The organism is Paenibacillus sp. JT31N7 (genome assembly GCF_059692095.1).
Genome location: NZ_JCAUAT010000004.1, coordinates 1 through 23,035 on the forward strand (window position 1 = coordinate 1; position 23,035 = coordinate 23,035).

At 47.9% G+C, this 23,035-nt stretch carries 22 protein-coding genes; 13 read left to right on the plus strand and 9 right to left on the minus strand.

Going from position 1 to position 23,035, the window contains the following annotated elements; translation table 11 throughout:
- Positions 1-334: 334 nt before the first annotated feature.
- The 8 genes from AC58P5_RS18630 to dnaA form a co-directional block, all read right to left on the minus strand.
- Entirely contained in the window at positions 335-1,408 is a 1,074-nt protein-coding gene (locus AC58P5_RS18630; protein WP_497389132.1) for an HD-GYP domain-containing protein, read from the minus strand.
- A gap of 89 nt (positions 1,409-1,497) precedes the next feature.
- Positions 1,498-4,023 carry a DNA gyrase subunit A gene (gene gyrA, locus AC58P5_RS18635; protein ID WP_497389134.1) on the minus strand — a complete coding sequence of 842 codons (2,526 nt, stop codon included), beginning with the start codon at positions 4,021-4,023 and terminating at the stop codon, positions 1,498-1,500.
- 64 nt (positions 4,024-4,087) lie between these two features.
- On the minus strand, positions 4,088-6,004 hold the full coding sequence (gene gyrB / locus AC58P5_RS18640; RefSeq protein WP_497389136.1) for a DNA topoisomerase (ATP-hydrolyzing) subunit B: 1,917 nt from the start codon (positions 6,002-6,004) through the stop codon (positions 4,088-4,090).
- A 34-nt stretch (positions 6,005-6,038) separates the two neighbouring features.
- Positions 6,039-6,287 (minus strand): extracellular matrix regulator RemB, encoded by a 249-nt coding sequence (gene remB, locus AC58P5_RS18645; RefSeq protein WP_042235705.1) that lies wholly within the window; start codon positions 6,285-6,287, stop codon positions 6,039-6,041.
- Between the two features lie 6 nt (positions 6,288-6,293).
- Positions 6,294-7,412 carry a DNA replication/repair protein RecF gene (recF, locus tag AC58P5_RS18650; protein WP_497389138.1) on the minus strand — a complete coding sequence of 373 codons (1,119 nt, stop codon included), beginning with the start codon at positions 7,410-7,412 and terminating at the stop codon, positions 6,294-6,296.
- A 27-nt stretch (positions 7,413-7,439) separates the two neighbouring features.
- Complete coding sequence (yaaA, locus tag AC58P5_RS18655) at positions 7,440-7,655, minus strand: S4 domain-containing protein YaaA (RefSeq protein WP_009673395.1); 216 nt, start codon at positions 7,653-7,655, stop codon at positions 7,440-7,442.
- A 38-nt stretch (positions 7,656-7,693) separates the two neighbouring features.
- Positions 7,694-8,836, minus strand: a complete 1,143-nt coding sequence (gene dnaN / locus AC58P5_RS18660) for a DNA polymerase III subunit beta (protein WP_497389140.1) — start codon at positions 8,834-8,836, stop codon at positions 7,694-7,696.
- 169 nt (positions 8,837-9,005) lie between these two features.
- A complete protein-coding gene (gene dnaA, locus AC58P5_RS18665) occupies positions 9,006-10,370 on the minus strand; it encodes a chromosomal replication initiator protein DnaA (protein ID WP_103995343.1) in 1,365 nt (454 codons plus the stop codon).
- 477 nt (positions 10,371-10,847) lie between these two features.
- Between dnaA and rpmH the strand changes: the two genes are divergently transcribed.
- From rpmH to AC58P5_RS18725, 12 genes are all read left to right on the plus strand, one after another.
- Entirely contained in the window at positions 10,848-10,982 is a 135-nt protein-coding gene (rpmH, locus tag AC58P5_RS18670; protein ID WP_009673467.1) for a 50S ribosomal protein L34, read from the plus strand.
- A gap of 137 nt (positions 10,983-11,119) precedes the next feature.
- Complete coding sequence (gene rnpA, locus AC58P5_RS18675; RefSeq protein ID WP_497389142.1) at positions 11,120-11,467, plus strand: ribonuclease P protein component; 348 nt, start codon at positions 11,120-11,122, stop codon at positions 11,465-11,467.
- A gap of 104 nt (positions 11,468-11,571) precedes the next feature.
- Positions 11,572-12,327 carry a YidC/Oxa1 family membrane protein insertase gene (locus AC58P5_RS18680; RefSeq protein ID WP_016423739.1) on the plus strand — a complete coding sequence of 252 codons (756 nt, stop codon included), beginning with the start codon at positions 11,572-11,574 and terminating at the stop codon, positions 12,325-12,327.
- Positions 12,324-12,941, plus strand: a complete 618-nt coding sequence (jag, locus tag AC58P5_RS18685) for an RNA-binding cell elongation regulator Jag/EloR (RefSeq protein ID WP_009673436.1) — start codon at positions 12,324-12,326, stop codon at positions 12,939-12,941. Before AC58P5_RS18680 ends, jag begins: the two co-directional genes overlap by 4 nt.
- Positions 12,942-13,028: 87 nt before the next feature.
- Positions 13,029-14,405: a tRNA uridine-5-carboxymethylaminomethyl(34) synthesis GTPase MnmE gene (gene mnmE / locus AC58P5_RS18690; RefSeq protein WP_497389145.1), complete on the plus strand. Its 1,377-nt coding sequence runs from the start codon at positions 13,029-13,031 to the stop codon at positions 14,403-14,405.
- A 21-nt stretch (positions 14,406-14,426) separates the two neighbouring features.
- Positions 14,427-16,316 (plus strand): tRNA uridine-5-carboxymethylaminomethyl(34) synthesis enzyme MnmG, encoded by a 1,890-nt coding sequence (gene mnmG, locus AC58P5_RS18695; protein ID WP_497389147.1) that lies wholly within the window; start codon positions 14,427-14,429, stop codon positions 16,314-16,316.
- An 8-nt stretch (positions 16,317-16,324) separates the two neighbouring features.
- On the plus strand, positions 16,325-17,053 hold the full coding sequence (rsmG, locus tag AC58P5_RS18700; RefSeq protein ID WP_497389149.1) for a 16S rRNA (guanine(527)-N(7))-methyltransferase RsmG: 729 nt from the start codon (positions 16,325-16,327) through the stop codon (positions 17,051-17,053).
- Positions 17,054-17,313: 260 nt separating this feature from the next.
- Entirely contained in the window at positions 17,314-18,141 is an 828-nt protein-coding gene (noc, locus tag AC58P5_RS18705; RefSeq protein ID WP_497389151.1) for a nucleoid occlusion protein, read from the plus strand.
- A 458-nt stretch (positions 18,142-18,599) separates the two neighbouring features.
- The gene (locus AC58P5_RS18710; RefSeq protein WP_497389153.1) at positions 18,600-19,373 is read left to right on the plus strand and encodes a ParA family protein; all 774 of its coding nucleotides are present in this window, start codon (positions 18,600-18,602) and stop codon (positions 19,371-19,373) included.
- Complete coding sequence (locus AC58P5_RS18715) at positions 19,354-20,214, plus strand: ParB/RepB/Spo0J family partition protein (protein WP_497389155.1); 861 nt, start codon at positions 19,354-19,356, stop codon at positions 20,212-20,214. The genes AC58P5_RS18710 and AC58P5_RS18715 overlap by 20 nt, the downstream gene beginning before the upstream one ends.
- A gap of 100 nt (positions 20,215-20,314) precedes the next feature.
- A complete protein-coding gene (locus tag AC58P5_RS18720; RefSeq protein ID WP_497389157.1) occupies positions 20,315-21,478 on the plus strand; it encodes an aminotransferase class V-fold PLP-dependent enzyme in 1,164 nt (387 codons plus the stop codon).
- A gap of 65 nt (positions 21,479-21,543) precedes the next feature.
- Positions 21,544-22,038: a DUF4446 family protein gene (locus tag AC58P5_RS18725; protein WP_497389159.1), complete on the plus strand. Its 495-nt coding sequence runs from the start codon at positions 21,544-21,546 to the stop codon at positions 22,036-22,038.
- Here the strand turns inward: AC58P5_RS18725 and yyaC are convergent.
- Positions 22,013-22,627, minus strand: coding sequence for a spore protease YyaC (gene yyaC, locus AC58P5_RS18730; protein ID WP_497389160.1), 615 nt, complete (start codon positions 22,625-22,627; stop codon positions 22,013-22,015). The two genes, AC58P5_RS18725 and yyaC, sit on opposite strands and share 26 nt — an antisense overlap.
- 154 nt (positions 22,628-22,781) lie before the next feature.
- On the opposite strand from yyaC, the gene AC58P5_RS18735 reads away from it, so the two are divergent.
- Entirely contained in the window at positions 22,782-23,033 is a 252-nt protein-coding gene (locus AC58P5_RS18735) for a putative Se/S carrier protein (protein ID WP_218230717.1), read from the plus strand.
- Positions 23,034-23,035 lie beyond the last annotated feature (2 nt).

Consider the following 23,035-nt stretch of genomic DNA (forward strand, 5'->3'; position numbering starts at 1 on the left):
TCAAGCTGATTAAGCTCAAAAATTCGTTGCTGACGAGAATTTCTTCTCATTAATGTCTCGATTTCTCGAGACGCTTCAATCACTCGTTGTTCAGTTTTCAAAGGACAATCTCGGCTTTATCAGCCCTGTTGTTATCCGCTTAGTTCTAGCGGCGACTTAATTAATATACCACATCCACCTAGTTGATTGCAAGCTTTTTTTTCGATGAATTTTTTCAGGCTTTTAATTTGTCGCTTCTTTCGTAAGGCGGAACATTAATATACCATCTGTCTGGTATGATGTCAACAAAAAATATCTTCCCTTAGGGAAGATATTTTTCATAAACTATTTGTCCTTAACGCGCTTCAATGACCTCTTGAATATACAGGTTTCTTTCCAAGGTAAGGTTAATGATTGTTCCATTAATGTTAACCCAAGGGCGTGTCGGATAGGATCTATCCGAGAAAACAATTTCACCCACACGGTTATCGTTTAATTTTACAACGGTCCCGATATGAAACGAGGTTACTTTATTGATGAACGTGTTGACGATGGTCGGATCGACTTTGCCGAAAGCATCTTTACTCAGCTGCTCCAGAACCAGATAAGGGGACGTGGCTTCCTGATGATAACGAGCGCTTGTCATGGCATGAAAGATATCGGCTACAGCAACCACCTTGGAATAGATGTGGATCTGGTCGCTTTTAAGACCAAGCGGATATCCGGAGGCGTCCTCTCGCTCATGATGCTGCAGAGAACAAAGCTTAACTCCCTCGTTAAGGGCTGCTATCGGTTTTAGCACATTGTAACCGTACAAGGTATGCTTGCGCATTTCCTCAAGCTCTACAGGTGTTAACTTATTCGGTTTAACGAGAAGAGCCTGATCGATTTTGGCATTGCCGATGTCATGCAGGAGTCCGGCCAGGGCTATCTGCATCCAATCCTTCTGAGGGAGTCCGTGCCATTTTGCCAAAAGAAAAGATGTCAGAGAAACCATGATGCTGTTGTGATAGACGAAATCCTGCAGTTGAAACTGCCGCGGGGTAAACGTAAGGACCTGATATCCTTCTATATGCTCGATCAGCTTGTGAAGCTCATTACGCATCTCCAGCACCGGCAGGGCAGAGTTGCCCAGCACAAGACCGAACGCTTTCTTAAGCAGATGCAGCATTTGGTCATAAGAAAGATCAAAGGACGAGGTTTGCTTCGCATCTATATCCGCTGTAGCAACCGAACCGGCCGACTCCTGGACCGAATTGCTTGTCTTGTTATCAATGGTTACGGTAGAGATCAGGAAGGCCTTCAGAATCTCCGTATCTCTCTCTGTCAGGATTCTGCCCTTATAAAATAGTGCATTGCCGAAACGGCTGTTTACAGCCTCTAGAAGCTTATCGCCGGCTTTAATTTGTGAGACAGAGACTGTCCGCAAGGTATTTTCCTCCGCTTTACCTAAGTTTGTCAATTTTATTGTAAAACAAAAAAGATGGGGATGTAAGTCCCCACCTCCGAATCTGATTATTAAATTTCAGTATCCTCTTCAGGATTTTCCAACTGTACATCGGTTTGTTCCGACGTTAGTTGTTCCTGATCTTCTTCGTTGAACTCATCGTCCTGGCTCTCCTCGCTCTTGGCCACATGAGTGACAGTCGCGACCTCATCATCCTCGCGGATGTTGATTAGACGAACCCCTTGCGTGTTACGTCCCATTTCAGAGATGCCCGAGATGCTTGTACGGATAAGCGTTCCGCTCGCGGTAATGATCATCAGGTCTTCTTCGTTGTTCACGACTTTAAGACCTACTACCGCACCGTTCTTGGTGGTAACGTTGAGCGTTTTGATCCCCTTACCGCCACGTGATTGCACGCGGTATTCCGCTATCGGCGTCCGTTTGCCGAAACCTTTGGAGGTCACAATCAGGACACTCGCGTCTTCGTCAACCACGTCCATATCGATAACGGTATCTTCCGAACCGATTTGAATGCCTTTGACGCCCGTGGCCGAACGGCCCATGGATCTGACATCGTCTTCCGGGAATCGAATGGACATGCCGCCATGTGTCCCCATGATGATGTGGCGTTTGCCATCCGTCAGTTTAACGCCGACAAGCGAGTCATCGTCGCGGAGGTTGATTGCGATCAAGCCGCCTTTGCGGATATTGATGTAATCATCCAGCGGAGTTTTTTTCACAATCCCCTGCTTGGTGGCAAAGAACAAGTAGTTGTCCGGACTGAATTCCTGAACCGGGATAACGGCACTTACGGTTTCTCCCTGTTCAATCTGAATCAGATTGATAATCGGGGTTCCGCGCGCAGTCCGGCTAAGATCCGGAATCTCGTAGGCCTTAAGCTTGTACACTTTCCCCCTGTCCGTAAAGAAGAGAAGGTAGTGGTGCGTGTTGGTTACGAAAAGATGATTTACAAAGTCATCCGTCTTCGTATCCATACCTACGATTCCGCGGCCTCCGCGTTTCTGGCTGCGGTACGTGTTTACCGGAAGGCGTTTAATATAGCCCGTGTGGGTAATAGTAATGACAACATCTTCTTGAGGAATCAAATCTTCGTCTTCGATGCTGTCTTCGCCTTTGGTAATTTCACTGCGTCTTTCATCACCAAAGTTTTGTTTAATTTCATTGAGTTCGTCACTGATGATAGCAAGAATAAGCTGCTCATCTGCAAGAATAGCTTTTAATTCCGCGATCTTTTGAAGAAGTTCCGCGTATTCTTGCTCAATCTTCTCCCGCTCCAGGCCTGTAAGGCGCTGCAGACGCATATCCAAAATGGCTTGCGCCTGATCGTGAGAAAGGCTGAAGGTTGTCATCAACCCTTCACGCGCCGCATCGGTTGTACGGGAAGAACGGATCAGGGCAATGACTTCATCCAGATTATCGAGCGCGATTCGCAAACCCTCGAGAATATGAGCACGGGCTTCGGCTTTACGCAGATCATATTCCGTACGTCTGCGGATGATGATTTTCTGGTGCTCCAGGTAATAATAAATCATCTCCCTCAGGTTCAGAACACGAGGTTCACCATTTACGAGGGCCAGCATAATAATACCGAAATTAGACTGCAAAGCTGTATGCTTGTACAAATTATTGAGGACCACGTTAGGATTTACATCTCGGCGCAGCTCCATAACGATGCGCATACCGTTACGGTCCGATTCATCACGCAAGTCTGTAATCCCATCGATTTTCTTGTCGCGTACGAGTTCGGCGATCTTCTCAATCAAACGGGCTTTGTTTACTTGATAAGGAATTTCATGCACGATAATCCGCGCTTTATTGTTCACTTCTTCAATGTCGGCTTTCGCTCTCATGGTGACGGAGCCTCTGCCAGTGGCATACGCCTGCCGAATTCCCTCGCGGCCGAGTATATACGCACCTGTCGGGAAGTCCGGCCCCTTGATTGATTGCATCAATTCCAATGGGGTTATATCCGGATTCTCGATCATTTGCTGAATCCCGTCGATAACCTCTCCAAGGTTATGCGGCGGAATATTGGTGGCCATACCTACGGCAATCCCAGAAGACCCGTTAACAAGAAGGTTGGGGAACCGTGCCGGCAGTACGACCGGCTCCTGTTCCTCTCCGTCATAGTTCGGAATGTAGTCAATGGTCTCTTTATTGATATCACGCAGCATCTCCATAGCGATCTTGGAGAGGCGTGCCTCCGTGTAACGCATAGCTGCCGCCATGTCGCCATCGACGGAACCGAAGTTTCCGTGCCCGTCAATGAGCATGTAACGCAGCGAGAAATCCTGTGCCATCCGGACCATCGTTTCATACACGGGAGAATCCCCGTGAGGATGGTACTTACCGATTACTTCGCCGACGATTCTGGCTGACTTTTTGTGCGGTTTATCTGAATACATGCCCAGCTCGGACATCGCGTACAAAATACGCCGGTGAACCGGTTTGAGGCCGTCCCGGACGTCGGGAAGCGCACGGCTGACGATGATACTCATGGCGTAATCTAAAAATGAGGTGCGCATTTCCGAACTAATATCAACCTCAACGACTTGCGAACGCATTTCTTCGGTCATGATTTATCCTCCTGAAACGTGCATCCTAGACTGGAATAAATCCAGCCCTCTATCTCTTGAAGCCTTAAATATCCAAGTTCTTGACATACTTAGCGTGCTGATGAATGAAATTACGTCTAGGTTCCACGTTATCTCCCATCAGCGTATCGAAAATAGAATCGGCATCCATCGCATCCTGGATGGTGACTTGCAGCAGGGTGCGGGTCTCCGGATCCATGGTTGTATCCCACAATTGCACCGCATCCATTTCCCCAAGGCCTTTGTAACGCTGAACGTTGACTTTGGCTCCTTCGCCAAACTCTTTCATGATCTCATCCCGCTGCTTGTCGCTATAAGCATAGCGGGCCACTTTGCCGCGTTCCAGCTTGTAAAGGGGCGGCTGCGCGATATAGACATACCCCACTTCGATCAGCTTGCGCATATAACGATAGAAATACGTAAGCAGCAAGGTACGGATATGGGCTCCGTCGACGTCCGCATCCGTCATAATGATCAGCTTGTGGTAGCGGGCTTTGGTAATATCGAAATCGTCGCTGATACCGGTACCCATCGCCGTAATAATGGCACGGATTTCGAGGTTCGATAAAATTTTGTCCAGACGGGCTTTCTCAACGTTCAAAATTTTACCCCGGATCGGCAGAATGGCCTGGAAGTGACGGTCACGGCCCTGTTTGGCCGACCCGCCGGCGGAGTCCCCTTCCACGATGTACAGCTCGCTGATGGACGCATCCTTGGACGAGCAGTCGGCCAGCTTACCCGGAAGGGAGCTTACTTCCAGTACGCTCTTGCGGCGGGTAAGTTCCCTTGCTTTGCGGGCCGCTTCGCGCGCACGGGAGGCCTGGAGGCCTTTCTCCACGATCTTCTTCGCGATCGCCGGATTTTCATCCAGGAACTCGAGAAGCTTCTCGGCAAACAGAGAATCGACGATCCCGCGCACTTCGCTGTTACCGAGCTTCGTCTTGGTCTGTCCTTCAAACTGCGGCTCGGGTATCTTGACCGAGATAATGGCGGCCAATCCCTCACGCACGTCGTCACCGGACAGGTTAGAACCGCTTTCTTTGATCGCATTCGTTTTGCGCGCGTAGTCATTCAGAATCCGCGTCAATGCGCTTTTGAAGCCGGACTCGTGAGTACCGCCTTCGTGTGTATTGATGTTATTTGCAAACGAATAGATGTTCTCCGTATAGCTGTCGTTGTACTGAATAGCCACTTCAACCTGGATATTGTCCTTGCTGCCTTCGACATAAATCGGAGGTTGATGAAGAGCTTCTTTATTCCGGTTCACATGCTCGACGAAGGATTTAATTCCTCCCTCGTACATAAAGCTTTCGGAAATACCCGTGCGTTCGTCGGTCAGATTGATTTCGATCCCTTTATTCAAAAACGCCAGCTCACGGATTCTGGATTGCAGAATCTCGTACTCATATTCGGTCGTCTCCGTAAAAATCTCCGGATCGGGCGTAAACGTAACCGTTGTTCCGGTCTCTTCCGTTTCGCCTATAATCCGAAGATCGTATTGCGGTTTACCCTGGCGATATTCTTGCTCATGGATTTTACCGTGCAGCTTGACTCGTACGAGAAGATGCGAGGACAGTGCGTTAACAACGGAAATACCTACGCCGTGAAGTCCGCCGGAAACTTTATAGCCCGAATCGTCTCCGCCGAATTTGCCGCCTGCATGGAGCACGGTGAGAACCACTTCAAGCGCGGGACGCTTCATCTTCGCATGTTCACCTACGGGAATTCCGCGTCCGTTGTCAATTACGGTAATCCGGTTGTCTTTATGAACGATGACGTCGATACGGGTACAATAACCGGCCAGCGCTTCGTCGATGGAGTTATCGACAACTTCCCACACCAGATGGTGAAGGCCGCGGCTGCTGGTCGAGCCGATATACATGCCCGGTCTTTTACGAACGGCTTCCAGCCCTTCCAGTACCTGAATCTGATTCTCATCATACGAATTTTGGTTCAAAGTCATACACCCTTCACCTGCTTTTACATAGTCAAATCGCTCAGTTCGTCAACAGCTGATTTGCGCGTTTCTTCAAAGTCATCGAGGAGATTGGGGAATAATACACTTTGCCTTGCGTCACGACAAGCGATTTGCATTCCTCTTCGCCAATGATCTCGATCTTCTTGCTGCGAGTAGCCTCCGCAATAAACTGCTTGGAAATCTTTGAAGACTTCTCGATCGACAGATCGAAAATCGCGATGAGTTCCGAGGAACGAATAATCTTTTCGCCGCCTAAATGGATAAACACAATCTCTCAACTCCTGTCGATGACGCTGCCGCTCGAAACATGAAAAACGGCCGCATGGTCTAACTGGTCCAAATGGACGCTTTCGAGTCCGGTCGTTGTAATAAACGTTTGCACTTTCTTCTGGAACGTCTGGATGAGTTGGGTCTGTCTATATTCGTCAAGTTCGGAAAGAACATCGTCGAGGAGTAAAACAGGGTACTCGCCGACCTCCTCCCGGATAAGTTCGATTTCGGCCAACTTTAAAGAAAGAGCAGTCGTTCTCTGCTGCCCCTGGGATGCGTACGTTTGTACGTCTTTGTCGTTAATGTAGAAAAGAAGGTCGTCCCGGTGCGGACCGATCAATGAGACGCCTCTTCGCATTTCCTGTTCTTTTATCTGTGATAACTTTATCATAAATCGGTCCAATAAAACAGATTCATCTTCAAAGTGCCCGTCCGCAAAGGAAGGAGCATACTCCACCCGGAGCATTTCCTTGCCGTCGGTAATCCCCCGATGAATCTGCTCCGCCCAGCTTTGGAGTTTCTTTATAAAGCTTTGACGCTTTTTCATAATTTTAACACCAAAGGCCGCAAGCTGTTCATTCCACACATCAAGCATGGAGCTATTGGCCGCGGAAGGGGGGTAGGACTGCTTCAGCAAATTATTGCGCTGCACAAGCACCTTCTGGTACTGAGTGAGGTCGTAGAGGTAGCTGGGGTAAACCTGCCCGATTTCCATATCGAGAAACCTCCGGCGGATGCCGGGGCTTCCCTTAACGATTTCCAGGTCTTCGGGAGCGAACATCACTACATTGAGCGCCCCGACGTACTGGCTCAGCTTTTTTTGCTCAAGCCCGTTTACTTTCGCTTTCTTGCCTTTGCCCGATATTGCAAGCTCGAGCGTACTCATTCCGTATTTTCGTTCCACCTCGCCGAAAAGTCTGGCATGGTCCTCCTGCCATTGAATCAATTCCTTATCCTGATGGGTACGATGAGACTTGGTCAGTGCAAGCACATAAATGGATTCCAGCAAGTTGGTCTTTCCCTGCGCATTGGGACCTACAAAGATGTTAACATTCCGATCCGTCGAGATTTCCACATGTGGATAATTCCGATAATGATCCAACAACAGCCGTTTGACAAACAATGGCGTTCCTCCTGTGCTTCCTCGGGCCTATTCCCGGGACACGACGAATTCCCCGCAGCCTTCTACGGCAACTTTGTCTCCGGAGTAAAGCTTCCGCCCGCGGCGGTTTTCGATTTCTCCGTTTACTTCGATATGGGCTTCCTGAAGAAAGGATTTGGCCTGTCCCCCGGTTTGGATGCAATCCGCGAGTTTTAAGAATTGACCCAAGGTTATATATTCCGTACGAATGGTGACCTCTTTCATCGAGTCTCCTCCGTTTGCTGATTTAATTGCCGGTTGGCTTAGTTTGTTGTGCGGTACGGGAGAATAAGCTGCAAAATATTTTGCTGTTCTTCCGGACGAATAATAATCGGCTGCATAGCGCCGGTAAATCCGATGTGAATATGGTCGCTATCCATGACTTTAAGCGCATCGAGCATATATTTGGAATTAAACGAGATCCGCAGCAGATCCCCGTTGATTTTCTGAAGCTGCAGCTGTTCCGTTACTTTGCCCAATTCGGACGAACTTGAAGAAACCTCGATGGTTTCATCTTCTTTCATCACGAGTTTAACGATATTCGTCTTATCTTCTCTGGAGAGAAGGTAGGCACGGTCGATCGCATCGGCCAGTTCTTTGGTGCCGACAACGAGTTCTGTCTGGAACGATTGCGGAATAAGCTTGGATGTATCCGGATAAGTTCCGTCCAGGATGCGCGTATAGAACAAAATCGAGTTCATTTTGAACAGTACTTGGCTGTCCGCAATAACGATGTCGATCAAGGAATTCTGATCCGGCAAAATTTTGCTCAGCTCGTTAAGCGTACGTCCGGAAATAACGATCGGATGGAATTTTTGTCCCGGCTCCAGATCGAGGTTAATTTCACGGGAAGCCAGTCTGTGGCGGTCGCACGCGATAAATTTCAGCTTATTGTCCGTAATCTGCCAGAGTACACCGGTCAGAATAGGCGTAGTTTCATTCGTCGAAACGGAAAAAGACGTCTGCTTGATCATCGTTTTGAGCAGATCGCTTGGAATCCGGATGGTACGGCTTTCTTCGATTTGGGGCAGAAGCGGATATTCTTCAGGGTCGAGACCCATAATTTGTACTTCGGAAGATCCCGAACGAATCGTCGTTTGAAAATGGTCCTTTACTTCGATCTCGATTGTTTGGGAAGGGAGCTTGCGGATCATTTCCATGAAAAATTTAGCGGGGAGCACAACGCTTCCCGGTTGAAAGAGCTCAATTACTTTCAGCTCAGCAGTTTCGGTCGGCATAAAGCTTTGGATGGAAATGTCGGTGTCACTGGCAGTCAGTGTCACACCCTCTGAAGTCGCGTCTATTTTGATTCCGGTCAAAATCGGAATAGTCGTTTTACTGGAGATTGCCTTGGAGACGTGCTGAATGGATTCATTAAGATAATCTTTCAATATCGTTAATTTCATGTTTTCACTCCTGTGGTTCTAAATTCTTAGCCGGACTGCATACCCTTATATAATACCTTTTTTTTATTAGTAATAGTAGTAGAGGCACTGGATATGTGGATATGTGGGCAAAAGCCGCAAAAAACAAGCCTATCCACATGTGCATAGTTTGTGCATAGGCTTGTAGTTATTAAGAGGACGGATTTTTGATTTTTTCCGTCAGGCTATGAATGATTTTGAAAAGTTCCTGATCTGTCTTCAGGGCCTCGCTAATTTTTTCGTGCGCATGGATGACTGTCGTGTGATCGCGTCCGCCGAACGCTTCGCCAATCTTGGGAAGAGAGAAATCGGTCATTTCCCGCGATAAATACATGGCAACCTGCCTCGGAAAGGCAACGGCTTTGGTCCGTTTCCGCGCTTTGAAGTCCTCCATTTTCAACCCGTAAAACTCTCCGACTTTCTGCTGGATATCCTGCATCGTAATGACCCGCGGCCGGCTTGAAGGGATAATATCTTTCAGCGCTTCCGCAGCCAGATGAGTCGTAATATCCTGGTTGCTCAAGGAAGAATAGGCGACAACCCTAATCAATGCACCCTCGAGTTCCCGGATGTTTGTATCGATCTGGTTGGCGATATACACCATCGCTTCATTCGGAATTTCCAGATTCTCGGCCTTGGCTTTCTTGCGGAGAATGGCAATACGAGTCTCCAGGTCGGGAGGTTGAATATCCGTAATGAGACCCCATTCAAAGCGCGAACGCAGACGGTCTTCGAGCGTCGGGATCTCTTTGGGAGGCCGGTCGCTGGAAATGATAATCTGCTTGCCTTCTTCATGAAGAGCGTTGAATGTGTGGAAAAATTCTTCCTGCGTCTGTTCTTTTCCCGCAAGAAATTGAATATCGTCTATAAGAAGCACATCAATGCTTCTGTATTTGTTGCGGAATCCTTCCCCGCGGTTGTCCCGAATCGCATTGATGAATTCGTTCGTAAATTTCTCGGACGAGATGTAGAGAACGCGCGCCCGCGGGTTATGTTCAAGCACATAATGCCCGATTGCATGCATCAAGTGGGTTTTACCCAGTCCTACGCCTCCGTACAGAAAAAGCGGATTGTACGCTTTGGCCGGAGCTTCCGCAACGGCAAGAGAAGCCGCATGGGCGAACCGGTTGCCGGCGCCGATAACGAACGTATCGAACGTATACCGCGAGTTCATCATATGATGAAAAGTTTCTTCTTGAACGGGAGCTGCAGGCTCCTTCGGAATTTCTGGGGGCGGGGTTTGTACCGCAACGGGTGATTTCTCATCGGACTCGTTAATGAATTTAACCTCGACTTGTTTGCCGAGAAATTCATAGATCGTGGTACCGATCATTTTCGCGTAGCGGCTTTCCAGCCATTCTTTCGCAAAATTGTTCGGTGCGCTGATGACGACAGTCGTATCCGTAAAGACGGTAGCTCTTGTGGATTTGAGCCAAGTATCGAAACTCGGCTTGCTTAATTTTTTTTGTATGATAGACAGGACTTGCTGCCATGAGTCGGTCGTATGGCTATCCACAACAGTTCACTCCTTTAAACATAAAAAAGACTTGCGGAAAACGCCATGTCGCCTTGCTTCATGTCAATTACCACAAAATCTTGTCGATTCTTATCCACACGAGTCAGGTTATGCAGAAGAGACTTACTCGAATAGAGGGAAAATTGTTCACAATGTTATCCACAGGCTGTTGATAAACGAAGGGTGTCAGGAGAATATCCACAACAGAAACAATACTATATTAGCAAATGAGAGAGGGATTATCAACGCAATGTTTTAATTTATCCACATATTCAACCCCTTGTGTAAAGTTAATATTAACACCACTAGATATTGTTGATAATTTGTTTGCTTTCGACAAGTTCTGCACAAGGGCCTGAAAAGTTTGTGCACAGGTTATTCCGGCCGAGCTTCGACCTTGACTTATAGCCTCTCTTTATGCTTTAATTGAAAAAGACATTTTTGGGATTAGATAGATCCTCAGGGAGGTGCAAATAGATGCGTCCAACGTTTAACCCGAACACAAGAACACGGAAGAAGAACCACGGTTTCCGTAAAAGAATGAGCACGAAAAACGGCCGTAAAGTGCTGCAAGCACGCCGTCAAAAAGGTAGAAAAGTACTGAGTGCTTAATTGCCAGGCCACTTGATGTGGTCTTTTTTTCTGGATTTTTATAGGGTTGTGAGGGTTTCGACCGATTAAACCGCCCGTTGCCGGTGAAAACTAAGGAATGGGCGGTCAAAGAAGCGGTTTGTTTGGAGTGCTTGCTTGTGGAAAAAAAGATTAGGCTTGCAAAAAGAGAAGATTTTCAAAAGGTGTACCGCTACGGAAAGTCGGCAGCGAACCACCAGTTTGTTCTATATTATATGCCTCGTCGTGAGAATGAACATTTCCGGCTGGGGATCTCGGCTAGTAAAAAGATTGGAAACGCCGTCATCCGTAACCGGCTGCGCCGTGTTTTAAAGGAAATTATCCGGCTGAATGAGGAGCGGTTTCCCGGTGGCTACGATTATATTGTCATCGTGAGAAAGCCGGCCGCCGAAATGGATTTCCACGAGATGGAGAAGAGCATCTACCATGTTTTCAAACGGGCGGGGCTGCTGCGAAAAAACAGCTGATCCCGGCTCGATTTGGACATGCTTTAATTTCCAAGCAATTATTTCCTTGCCGGATTAAACTATGGTATAGTTTATGGTGGAATAGAAAACTGGGAGGACCTCAATTGATTCGTCGAACCTACAAATATGCACCGCTTCTTTTGCTGTTGTTCGTGCTAACGGGTTGCGGCACGTCGCCTACCTCGTATCCTCCATTGGATCCCGCGACAGCAGGATTTTTCACTAAATACTTCATTATTCCTCTGTCTGATCTGCTCGACTTCTTTGCCAATTCCATTGGCAATTCGTACGGCATCTCTATCCTGATCGTAACCATCATTATCCGCCTGATCGTTCTGCCGTTGACGCTGAAGCAGTACAAGAGCTCCAAGCGTATGCAGGAAGTACAGCCGGAAATGGCTAAACTCCGCGAGAAGTTTAAAGATAACCCGCAAAAGCAGCAAGAAGAGACAATGAAGCTTTTCCAGAAGCATGGTGTCAATCCGCTTGCCGGATGTTTCCCGATTTTGATTCAGATGCCGATCCTGTTGGCGCTTTATCAAGCGATCGTGCGGAATCCGCACATTTTTTCTCATCAATTCTTATGGATGGAACTCGGTAAGCCCGATCCGTTCTATGTGCTGCCGATCTTAGCGGCGGCTACAACGTTCATTCAGCAGAAAGTGATGTCGGCTCAGAACCCGATGAACAAACAGATGCAGAGCATCATGTTTATTTTCCCGGTGATGATCTTCGTGATGTCGATGAGCTTCGCATCCGCTTTGCCGCTGTACTGGATTTACAGCAACGTCTTCACCATCGTTCAGACCTATTTCTTGTACGGTCGATCTCCTAAAACAAAAGGTGGACAGGCTGCATGAAAAAAGTGATTGCGACGGGAAAAACGATTGATGATGCAATAAAGGCCGGTCTTGTGCAGTTAAGCACTACGCAAGACCGGGTGCATGTCACCGTCCTGGAACAGCCGTCCAAAGGTTTTCTCGGATTGATCGGCACGAAGGAAGCGAAGGTGGAGCTCGAGAAGATCCCGGATCCGATCGAAGAAGCCATTGCTTTTCTGAAAGAGCTGTTCGATACGATGGGGCTGGCTATCTCCATTGACCAGAAGCAAACGAAAGAAGGCCATTTGTTTAACTTAAGCGGATCCGAACTCGGAATATTGATCGGTAAAAGAGGACAAACTTTGGACGCGCTTCAATATTTGGTCAATATCGTCGCAAATCGGTTCTCGAATGCGCATGTCCGCATCCTGCTCGATGCCGAGCAGTTTAGAGACAGACGGAAGCAGACCTTGCAGGAACTGGCACACCGGCTTGCGGGCCGCGTCGTCCGTTCCCGGAAGGAATTGATCTTGGAGCCGATGAACGCTCAGGAGCGCAAAATCATTCATGCCGAGCTTCAATCGCATCCGTCGGTAAAAACATACAGCAAAGGCGACGAGCCGAATCGTCGCGTTGTAATTACGTTAAGATAACTGTCTGCAATGACCCTGTATTTTCTAGGCGTCATTGCTTTTTTCATAATTTGAGCGGTTACCGCTCCGCTTACGGGGTGTTTATTTATGATTTCAGATACAATTGCCGCCATTGCCACTCCACTCGGGGAAGGCGGTATCGCGGTTGTGAGAGTCAGCGGCGACGAAGCCGTCACGCTGGTGGAGCCGTTATTCCGGTCTAAAGTGAAATTGTCCGAGGCTCAGACACACACCATTCATTATGGGCATATCATTCATCCTTCTTCGGGTGATAAAATAGAGGAAGTTCTCGTCAGCGTCATGCGCGCACCGCGTTCTTTTACGACGGAAGATGTCGTGGAAATCAACTGTCACGGTGGAATTGTGTCCGTGAAACGGGTGATGGACCTCCTACTGGAGCAGGGAATACGCGTTGCCGAGCCCGGTGAATTCACCAAACGTGCTTTTCTGAACGGGCGGATCGACCTGACCCAGGCGGAAGCGGTCATCGACCTGATCCGGTCCAAATCGGACCGGGCTTTTCAAATCGCGCTGAAGCAGGTGGACGGCAATTTGTCCAAAGCGATAGGCGAACTGCGCTACCAGTTGGTTGAACTGATGGCTCATATTGAAGTGAACATCGATTATCCGGAGCATGATGTCGAGGAAATGACCAATGCGTTTATACGCGAACGCTGCATTCAGGTAAGTTCCCGTATCGATGAGCTGTTAAGAACGGCCGAGCACGGGAAGATTTTGCGTGAGGGAATTGTGACGGCGATTATCGGCAAGCCGAACGTCGGAAAGTCCTCGCTGCTCAATACGCTGGCGCAGGAGAACCGTGCTATCGTCACGGATATTCCGGGGACAACCCGGGATGTAATTGAGGAATACGTCAATGTGGGCGGTATTCCGTTGAAGCTTCTTGATACGGCAGGAATCCGGGAAACGTCGGACCTTGTAGAGCAAATCGGAGTAGAGCGATCCAAGACGGCCTTGTCCGAAGCGGATTTGATTCTCTTGGTGTTAAACAGCAGCGAACCTCTGCTGCCCGAAGAACTGGCCATGATAGAAGAACTGCGGCAGCGTCAAACCATTGTGATTTTGAATAAAACGGATCTTCCCTTACAAATAGATAAAGATGAGATCGAAGGCAAGTTCCCGCAAGGGCGAGTGGTTTCTCTATCCCTTCTGGAAGGAAGCGGCCTCACGGAGTTGGAAAAGGCAATCTCGGCTATTTTCTTCGAAGGCAGTTTGGAATCCACGGATTTAACCTATGTCAGCAATGTCCGGCATATAGGACTGCTGAAGCAGGCTAAAGGCTCGCTTCGCGAGGCAATGGAAGCCAACGAGGCCTATGTGCCAATCGATATGATTCAGATTGATATCCGGGCTGCGTGGGAGCATCTCGGTGAAATTATAGGAGATTCGGTTGCCGAATCGTTGCTTGATCAAATTTTTTCACAGTTCTGTCTTGGGAAATAAGATGGTATAGGAGGTATAAAGATGGGCTACTCAGCCGGAAACTACGAAGTTATCGTCATCGGAGCGGGCCATGCGGGTGTCGAATCGGCGTTGGCGGCAGCCAGAATGGGCTGCGAAACGCTTCTGCTGACAATCAACCTGGATATGGTTGCTTTTATGCCTTGCAATCCCTCTATCGGAGGACCCGCAAAAGGGCACGTTGTCCGGGAAATCGACGCGCTTGGCGGCGAAATGGGACGTAATATCGACAAAACGTACATTCAGATGCGGATGCTGAATACAGGAAAAGGGCCGGCCGTTCACGCACTGCGTGCTCAGGCGGACAAATTTCTTTACCAGCACATGATGAAAGAAACGATTGAAAGTACTCCAAACCTGACGTTACGTCAGGGGATGGTGGAAGAGCTGATTGTAGAAGATGGCGTCTGCAAAGGAGTGGTTACGAAGACAGGGGCCGAATATCACGGAAAAGCCGTCGTTCTGACGACGGGTACTTATCTGCGCGGGAAGGTCATTATGGGGGAGCTGATGTACGAAAGCGGTCCGAACAACCAGCAGCCTTCCGTCCGATTGTCCCAATCTCTGCGCGATTTGGGTCTGGAGCTCGTCCGTTTCAAAACGGGAACTCCGCCGCGTGTGCATAAGGACTCCATTGATTTTTCCAAAACGGAAATTCAACCGGGGGACGAAAATCCAAGATTTTTCTCCTACGAAACGAAAGAGGGCACTCAAGATCAACTGCCTTGCTGGCTGACTTATACTACTGAGAATACTCACGAGATAATTAACGACAATCTGCACCGTGCACCTATGTTTTCGGGAGCCATTGAAGGAACGGGGCCCCGTTATTGTCCGTCTATCGAGGATAAAATCGTACGTTTTGCCGATAAGCCGAAGCACCAGATCTTCCTTGAGCCGGAAGGCCGTAATACGTCCGAATACTATGTGCAAGGACTGTCGACAAGCATGCCGGAAGATGTACAGCTTAAAATTTTGCGTTCGATTACGGGTCTGGAAAAGGTTGAAATGATGCGTACCGGCTACGCCATCGAATACGATGCGGTTGTTCCGACACAACTGAAACCGACCCTTGAAACCAAACTGGTTGACGGGTTGTTTACAGCAGGTCAGATCAACGGTACATCGGGCTATGAAGAAGCGGCAGCTCAAGGAATCATGGCTGGTATTAATGCGGCCTGCAAGGTACAGGGGAAGGACCCGGTCATTCTTGACCGTTCCGAAGGATACATCGGCGTGCTGATCGATGACCTGGTGACCAAGGGGACGCCGGAGCCTTACCGCTTGCTCACTTCGCGTGCCGAGTACCGTCTGCTGCTCCGTCACGATAACGCCGACCTTCGGCTTACTCCGATCGGTCATAAAATCGGGCTAATTCCGGAGGAGCGTTACCAGCGTTTCCAGAAGAAGAAGGAACAGATCGAACAGGAACTTCATCGTCTTAAAACGACAAAGGTTCGTCCGGAACCTCACGTCCAGGCTATTCTGGAAGAAGCGGGGACTGTTCTGCTGAATAATGCAGTAGATCTTCTTACCCTTCTGAAACGCCCAGAGATCAATTACTCTCACATTGAGGGAATGATTCCGCTGCCGGGAGAACTTTCCAATGAGGTAAAAGAACAGGCAGAAATTCAAGTGAAATATGCGGGGTATATCGAAAAACAGCTGGCGCAGGTAGAACGGCTTAAAAAGATGGAAAAGAAAAAAATTCCGGACGATATCATCTATGAAGATATTCACGGAATTGCAACGGAAGCGAAGCAGAAGCTCGCAAAAATTCGTCCCGTATCTATCGGGCAGGCGAGCCGAATCTCTGGCGTAACACCGGCGGATATCTCCATTCTGCTCGTGTACCTGGAGCATTATAACCAAGTTATCGCTGCAAGGGGATAGAGGAATTTATGGCCGATTTAATACAAGAGCAGTTTGTTAGTCATTTGCAGCCTCATCAGCTGTCTTTCTCCGATGAACAACTCCAGCAGTTCGAGACGTATTACCGCTTGCTTGTGGAGTGGAACGAAAAAATTAATCTAACCGCGATTACAGAGCGCGACCAGGTTTATTTGAAGCACTTCTATGATTCGCTTTCGCTTGCCTTTTATGTGGATATGGAAAAAGTAGAGACCCTGGCGGATATCGGCTCTGGAGCCGGTTTTCCCAGCATCCCTCTGAAAATTGCTTTTCCGCATTTAAAAGTTACGATTGTCGATTCATTGAACAAACGGATTGTTTTTCTGAATGAGCTTGTAAAAGAGCTCGGCTTGACGGACGTAGCGTGTGTCCATGCCCGTGCGGAAGATGCGGCCCGGCTGCAGCAGCACCGTGACCAGTATGACCTGGTTACGGCGCGGGCAGTTGCAAGACTCAGCGTGCTGAATGAATTTTGTCTGCCTTTTGTGAAGGTAGGGGGACTGTTTGTTGCGATGAAGGCTGCGGACGCAGAAGAAGAGATGAAAGAGGCAGCTTTCAGCATAAACTTGCTCAAAGGTCAGCTTAAACAGGTAGATCGTTTGGAACTGCCAGTCGAGAAGTCCGTGCGTCATTTTATCCAAATCCAGAAAACAGCACCTACACCCGGTAAATACCCTCGTAAAGCTGGATTGCCGTTAAAGCAGCCTCTAGTGAAATAGGATGTTTCACGTGGAACATCATTACCAGGAATTTCATGAATTCTTACCTTTATTGGCAGGAAAAAGATGGGCGGCTGACGAATATCTTATATAGGGGATTTTTACGCAATTTAAAGATCTATGGATAGAATTGTCGTGACAGGGGAGTCTGCGACCCTTCTTTAATTCTTTGGTTTCAGATAAACGGGTTGGTAGAATGCCGAGGCTTTGCTTTCTCCTTCCTGTAAAATATCGGGGAAGAGTTGGGTGGTATTATATTCATGAAAGAGCAGCTATCAAAACTTTTTGGTTTTACGGAGCGAAGCAATATGGATGAAGTTAAAAACATTCCCGTACAAAACATCAATCCGAGTCCGTACCAGCCAAGAACGATTTTTGATGATGATCGCATTGATGAACTTTGCCAAACGATTCGTACACATGGCGTTATTCAGCCTATCGTTGTAAGGGTACGTAATAATACTTTTGAGTTAATAGCAGGGGAACGCCGATTAAGAGCGGTCAAAAAGCTCGGTATGGAAACCATTCCTGCTATTGTGCGGGAATTCAACGATTCTCAAGCTGCTTCTATTGCTTTAATCGAAAACTTGCAGCGTGAAGGTTTGACGGCGATTGAAGAAGCGGTTGCTTATCAGCAGCTTATAGAGATGCATGATCTCACACAAGAAAGTCTGGCACAGCGTCTGGGCAAAAGCCAATCGACTATCGCCAACAAGATTCGTCTGCTGAATTTGAGCGAACCTGTTAAGATGGCACTTATTGAGCGGAAGATCACGGAAAGGCATGCGCGTGCACTGCTTTCTTTGGACCAAGAAGAGCTTCAGGTTAAAATTCTTGAAGAGGTTATCGCTAAAGAGCTGAATGTGAAGCAGACGGAAACACGCATTCAATTTTTGAAAGAAGCTACCCAGATTAAGAAAAGCAAACGGGTTTCTTTTTCCAAAGATGTACGTCTGGCGCTAAATACCATCAGACAATCCGTTGAAATGGTGGCCAGTTCGGGTCTCAATATTAATACGGCTGAGCAGGATCACGAAGATCACTACGAAATCATCATTAAAATTCCTAAGCAGCATTCGGCTAAATAAATGAAGGATTAAAGCATAATCCTCCTGTATGACAAAAACAGTCTTTCGTAAAGGAAGCTGATTTTGTAACAGGAGGTTTTTTTGTTTAAGGAAGATGAGCATGTAGCAAGTTTAAACGGGTTAAAGAGAAAGGAGGAAAGGTACTTTTATTACTAAAAGCATTTTTAAAATTTAAAAGCAAATTGTCAGGAAGCATGCAAACTTTTTGGGTGCGAGATACGTCATAGGTTTGTTGGTCATTTACTCCTGCTTTCTAAGCTGGAAGGTGCTGTTTGACTCTGGTTGGATGGACACTTGGAAACCGAATTGAAACTATAGCCGAGCAATTCGCCAAATTATTTCATTTTGTTGTCGGAACCTGCATTTTTATTAGTTTCGCTCTCTTGATTATGGTAATATAGTAGTATTCTCTTTGTTAATTTTTTAATGAGAGGTTTTAAGGTAGTGGGGTGAATGAATTGTCCAAGACAATCGCGATAACGAATCAAAAAGGCGGCGTAGGGAAGACAACGACATCTGTTAATTTGGGTGCTTGTTTGGCTTCGCTCGGCAAAAGGGTACTGCTGGTGGACATCGACCCTCAAGGCAATACGACGAGTGGGATTGGGGTAAATAAAGCAGATGTAGAATACTGTATTTATGACGTCCTGATTAATGATATTCACCCGAAAGACGCTACAGTTGCTACTAAAATTCCAAATTTAAACATTATTCCGGCTACTATCCAATTAGCAGGCGCCGAAATTGAATTGGTGCCAACGATATCGCGTGAAGTTCGATTGAAGAAATCGCTTCAGCTTGTCGAGCACCTGTACGATTATATCCTCATCGATTGTCCTCCGTCATTAGGGATTTTGACGATTAACTCTCTGACGGCATCCGACTCCGTGATCATTCCGATCCAGTGTGAGTATTACGCGCTGGAGGGATTAAGCCAGCTGTTGAATACAGTCAGACTCGTGCAAAAGCATTTAAACACATCGCTGCAAATTGAAGGCGTTCTCCTGACGATGTTTGACGCCCGTACAAACCTAGGTATTCAGGTCATTGAAGAAGTGAAGAAATATTTTCAACAAAAAGTGTATCAAACGATTATACCGCGTAATGTCCGACTTAGCGAAGCGCCGAGCCATGGACAATCCATTATTACGTATGACCCGCGGTCTAAAGGTGCGGAAGTATACTTAGAGCTTGCAAAGGAAGTGATTAGTCTTGAGCAAACGACTAGGTAAAGGTCTCGGAGCGCTTATTCCGGAACTGGAAATCGGGGAAGAGGACAAGGTCATTGAAATTCCTTTGAACCAGCTGCGGGCGAATCCATACCAGCCTCGTAAACATTTCAATGAAGACGGTATTCAAGAACTGGCTTCTTCCATCAAGGAACATGGCGTTATTCAGCCTATCATTGTGCGTACGGTTTTAAAAGGATACGAAATTATTGCCGGGGAGAGAAGATTCCGGGCTTCTCAGGTAAGCGGTTTAAAGACTATTCCGGCTGTTGTGAAAAAGCTTACCGATCAACAGGTTATGGAAATCGCGTTGATCGAAAACGTTCAGCGTGAAGATTTAAATGCCATGGAAATTGCAATTGCTTATCAAGCGATAATCGATCAATTTTCATTAACGCAAGAAGAATTGTCCGTAAAAGTTGGCAAGAGCCGTTCTCATATCGCAAACTTCCTTCGTCTTCTTCATTTGCCTGAATCCATCAAACAATATGTTTCACGTGGAACACTTTCTATGGGGCATGCCCGTGCAATTGTAGGGGTTAAGGATGACAAGGTGAAGAAAGAACTGACAGATGCTTGTATGAACGGTCAATGGAGCGTTCGCCAGTTGGAGGAAGAAATTAAGCGGCGTGAAGAGCTCGCTTCCGAAGACAAGGAAAAGCCGAAGGTGAAAGATAAGAAAAAAGATCCGTATCTTCATCAGGCGGAAGAGCAGCTTCAAGATCATTATCGTACGACGGTCCGGATCAAGCATCAAAATTATAAAGGACGGATCGAACTGATGTATTACTCCAAAGATGATTTGGAAAGATTGCTGGAAATGCTGCAAGGACAAATTTCCTGATTGTTATCTAACTAAACGATACATAGCATACAAATCTTTGGCTTTCTGTTCGAAAAGAAAGCGAGAGAAGGTATGCTATCTTTGTGAGGAGGAACCGGCGGTGACGAAGCCGTTTTTATATTTCGATAATGCCGCTTCCTCGTGGCCAAAACCGCCGCAGGTCGGAGAGTCCGTGCTGCGCTGCATCAATGAGTGTGGAGCTAATCCCGGCAGAGGCAGTCATGCGATGGCTGTACAGGCAAGCCGGGTTGTATTCGAAGCGCGCAAGTACGCAGCGAAGCTGTTTGGTTTTAAAAATCCTAATGATCTCGCATTCGGTTCCAACACAACGGAAGCTCTCAACTTGGCTATCAAAGGCCATGTGAAAGAGGGAGAGCATGTTATCTGTACAGCGGTAGAGCATAACTCCGTCCGAAGGCCCCTCGAATATTTGAGGCGCACCAAAAACGTTCAGGTCACCTATCTGGAAACCGATGAATTCGGGAGAATAAACATAGACGCCTTAAAGGAAAACATTCAAAGCCACACTTCGCTTGTCGTTATCAACCATAGCTCCAATTTACTCGGAAGCATCCTGCCTGTCGCTGATATTGGGCAGCTCTGCAGAGAGAAGGGAGTATCCCTGCTCGTAGATGCCGCTCAGACGGCTGGAATCCTTCCTATTCAAGTGGAGCAGATGGGAATCGACATGCTGGCATTTCCGGGCCATAAAGGCCTCCTGGGGCCTCAAGGGACGGGAGGGCTGTATATCCATCCCCGGCTCGATCTGGAGCCTCTCATGCACGGTGGAACAGGCAGCCAATCGGAAGCGGTCGACCAGCCTGCTGTAAGACCGGACAGGTATGAAGCGGGTACGCCAAATACCCCGGGATTAGCCGGGTTAAGCGAAGGCTTGAAGTTTGTCCTGCAGACGGGTGTGGAAAACATCCACGCGAAGGAGTGGAGACAAACTCAGCGGATCATGGAAGCACTTCGGGATGTACCGCATCTACGGCTTCTCGGTCCCGGATTCGGCGAAGAACGGACGGGTATCGTGTCCTTCGTCCTGGAGCAAATGGATGCATCCGAGGTCTCGTTTATCCTCGATCAACATTATGGCATCGCGGTCAGAGCCGGATATCACTGCACGCCGCTTGCGCATGAAACCGCAGGCACAGCAAAAACCGGTGCCGTTCGGGCAAGCGTCAGCTATTTTACGACAGATGAAGAAGTGGATACTTTAATCGAAGCGGTCAAAGAAATAGCGGACTCCGTTATTTTATAAGCAGGAACGCAGCCGGCTGGAATGAACAAGAAACAGGGAGACAAGAAGCAGAGGGGAAGAAGGACATGGGTGAGAACAACATCGGGCTGCCGGTTGAACCGATTTTATCGGTTCTTTGTTTGCTTGTCTTGTTGCTGTTAATCGGAATGCTTGCGTTGTGGATCAAACTGGGCAAGCTTCGCAAACAATATAAGAAAGTCATGAACGGAGCCGGAGAGGTCAACATTGAACAACTGCTTGTTCACATGCAGCAGCAGATTGAGGACCAGATCATTCTACAGGGAGATACGGCGGACCGGCTGAACCGGATCAGCCAATCTATGAAGCGGATGAAGTCCAAAGTCGGCATTCACCGCTATAACGCCTTCTCGGACACGGGAAGCCTTATGAGCTTCACGGTGGCTATTCTGGACGAATATGAAGATGGGATTCTCATCACCGGCATTCACAGCAGGGAAGATACATACATCTATGCCAAACCGGTTGAGAAAGGCGGTTCTCCATACTCGCTTTCTCCCGAGGAGAAAGAAGCGATCAGTCTGACGTTAGCGCAGAAGTAGGGGAAGACTGCCGGACGGAGTAAAGGGCGTGATGGAGGGAGCCGGCGATAACATCGGCCATATTCATAACCAGATTGAGGCGGGTATTTTGAAGCACGAAATACTCCATAAAACCGCCGACGTTTACAATTCCGGTAACATGAATATCGCCAACCGACGGAAGTTCCTTATTTACGCCTGCTCCCGGCTTAAGCGGGCCATGCCCGACTTGGATAGAGCCGACGCTGGATACTTGACCGAGACAAGCGTCGATCGCCACGATAAAGGGTTGGCGGTGGGCCGCCTCAATAGCCGCAATCGTATCGGCCAAATTCATGGCGTGTACCGGCTCATCCAAGGTTCCGTACAGGGAATAGGAAGCGCCGCTTCGTCTCTTTAAATTGCTGCCAACCAGGGGGCCTAGTGAATCGCCTGTGGAACGGTCCGTACCGACACAAACGATCACAATAGGTTGATAGGAGGGCAGCTTTTTTAGAATCTCGGAAAAGTAAGCGGATAGTTCTGCGGGCGTACTGCTGTCCGAATGAGAAATTTTAATAGAAGCGGGCTGGTCGGCAGCCGGTTTCGCGGAAAAGCCGAATGGTTTCATTGAGGATCCCTCCGGGTTTGTCTTCTTATCGTGGTAAAGCGGCCTTCGGCAGGCTTTAGCGGGCGCTTAGAAGTTTTTACTAGTATACGGAGAAAGCCGGGAAAATATACGTAGTCGATAGAGAAGAAAACTAGAGTGAAGAGAGGGAAGAAGAATGGGGGAATGGCTGCTCATTGCATTCGACTCTACCCAGCAGGCGCTGCGGGCCGAAATGCTGCTGGAATACGCGGATATCGAAATCGACCTGTGCCCGACCCCTAAAGGCGTAACGGCGGGCTGTGCGCTTTCCATTCAATTTCCGGCAGAAGACTATACGGAAGTGCAGCGGATCATTGAGACGGAACAGGTCGAAATCAGAGGCATTTATTTCAAAAAAGAATCCGAATATGTTAGGATGGAAAAGTAAGG

Coding starts and splice junctions, on each gene's coding strand:
- AC58P5_RS18725 (WP_497389159.1), top strand. CDS start 21,544: ATGGGTGAGAACAACATCGGGCTGCCGGTTGAACCGATTTTATCGGTT.
- rsmG (WP_497389149.1), top strand. CDS start 16,325: ATGGCCGATTTAATACAAGAGCAGTTTGTTAGTCATTTGCAGCCTCAT.
- dnaN (WP_497389140.1), bottom strand. CDS start 8,836: ATGAAATTAACGATATTGAAAGATTATCTTAATGAATCCATTCAGCAC.
- mnmG (WP_497389147.1), top strand. CDS start 14,427: ATGGGCTACTCAGCCGGAAACTACGAAGTTATCGTCATCGGAGCGGGC.
- noc (WP_497389151.1), top strand. CDS start 17,314: ATGAAAGAGCAGCTATCAAAACTTTTTGGTTTTACGGAGCGAAGCAAT.
- rpmH (WP_009673467.1), top strand. CDS start 10,848: ATGCGTCCAACGTTTAACCCGAACACAAGAACACGGAAGAAGAACCAC.
- yyaC (WP_497389160.1), bottom strand. CDS start 22,627: ATGAAACCATTCGGCTTTTCCGCGAAACCGGCTGCCGACCAGCCCGCT.
- gyrB (WP_497389136.1), bottom strand. CDS start 6,004: ATGACTTTGAACCAAAATTCGTATGATGAGAATCAGATTCAGGTACTG.
- yaaA (WP_009673395.1), bottom strand. CDS start 7,655: ATGAAAGAGGTCACCATTCGTACGGAATATATAACCTTGGGTCAATTC.
- jag (WP_009673436.1), top strand. CDS start 12,324: ATGAAAAAAGTGATTGCGACGGGAAAAACGATTGATGATGCAATAAAG.
- mnmE (WP_497389145.1), top strand. CDS start 13,029: ATGATTTCAGATACAATTGCCGCCATTGCCACTCCACTCGGGGAAGGC.
- gyrA (WP_497389134.1), bottom strand. CDS start 4,023: ATGACCGAAGAAATGCGTTCGCAAGTCGTTGAGGTTGATATTAGTTCG.
- AC58P5_RS18735 (WP_218230717.1), top strand. CDS start 22,782: ATGGGGGAATGGCTGCTCATTGCATTCGACTCTACCCAGCAGGCGCTG.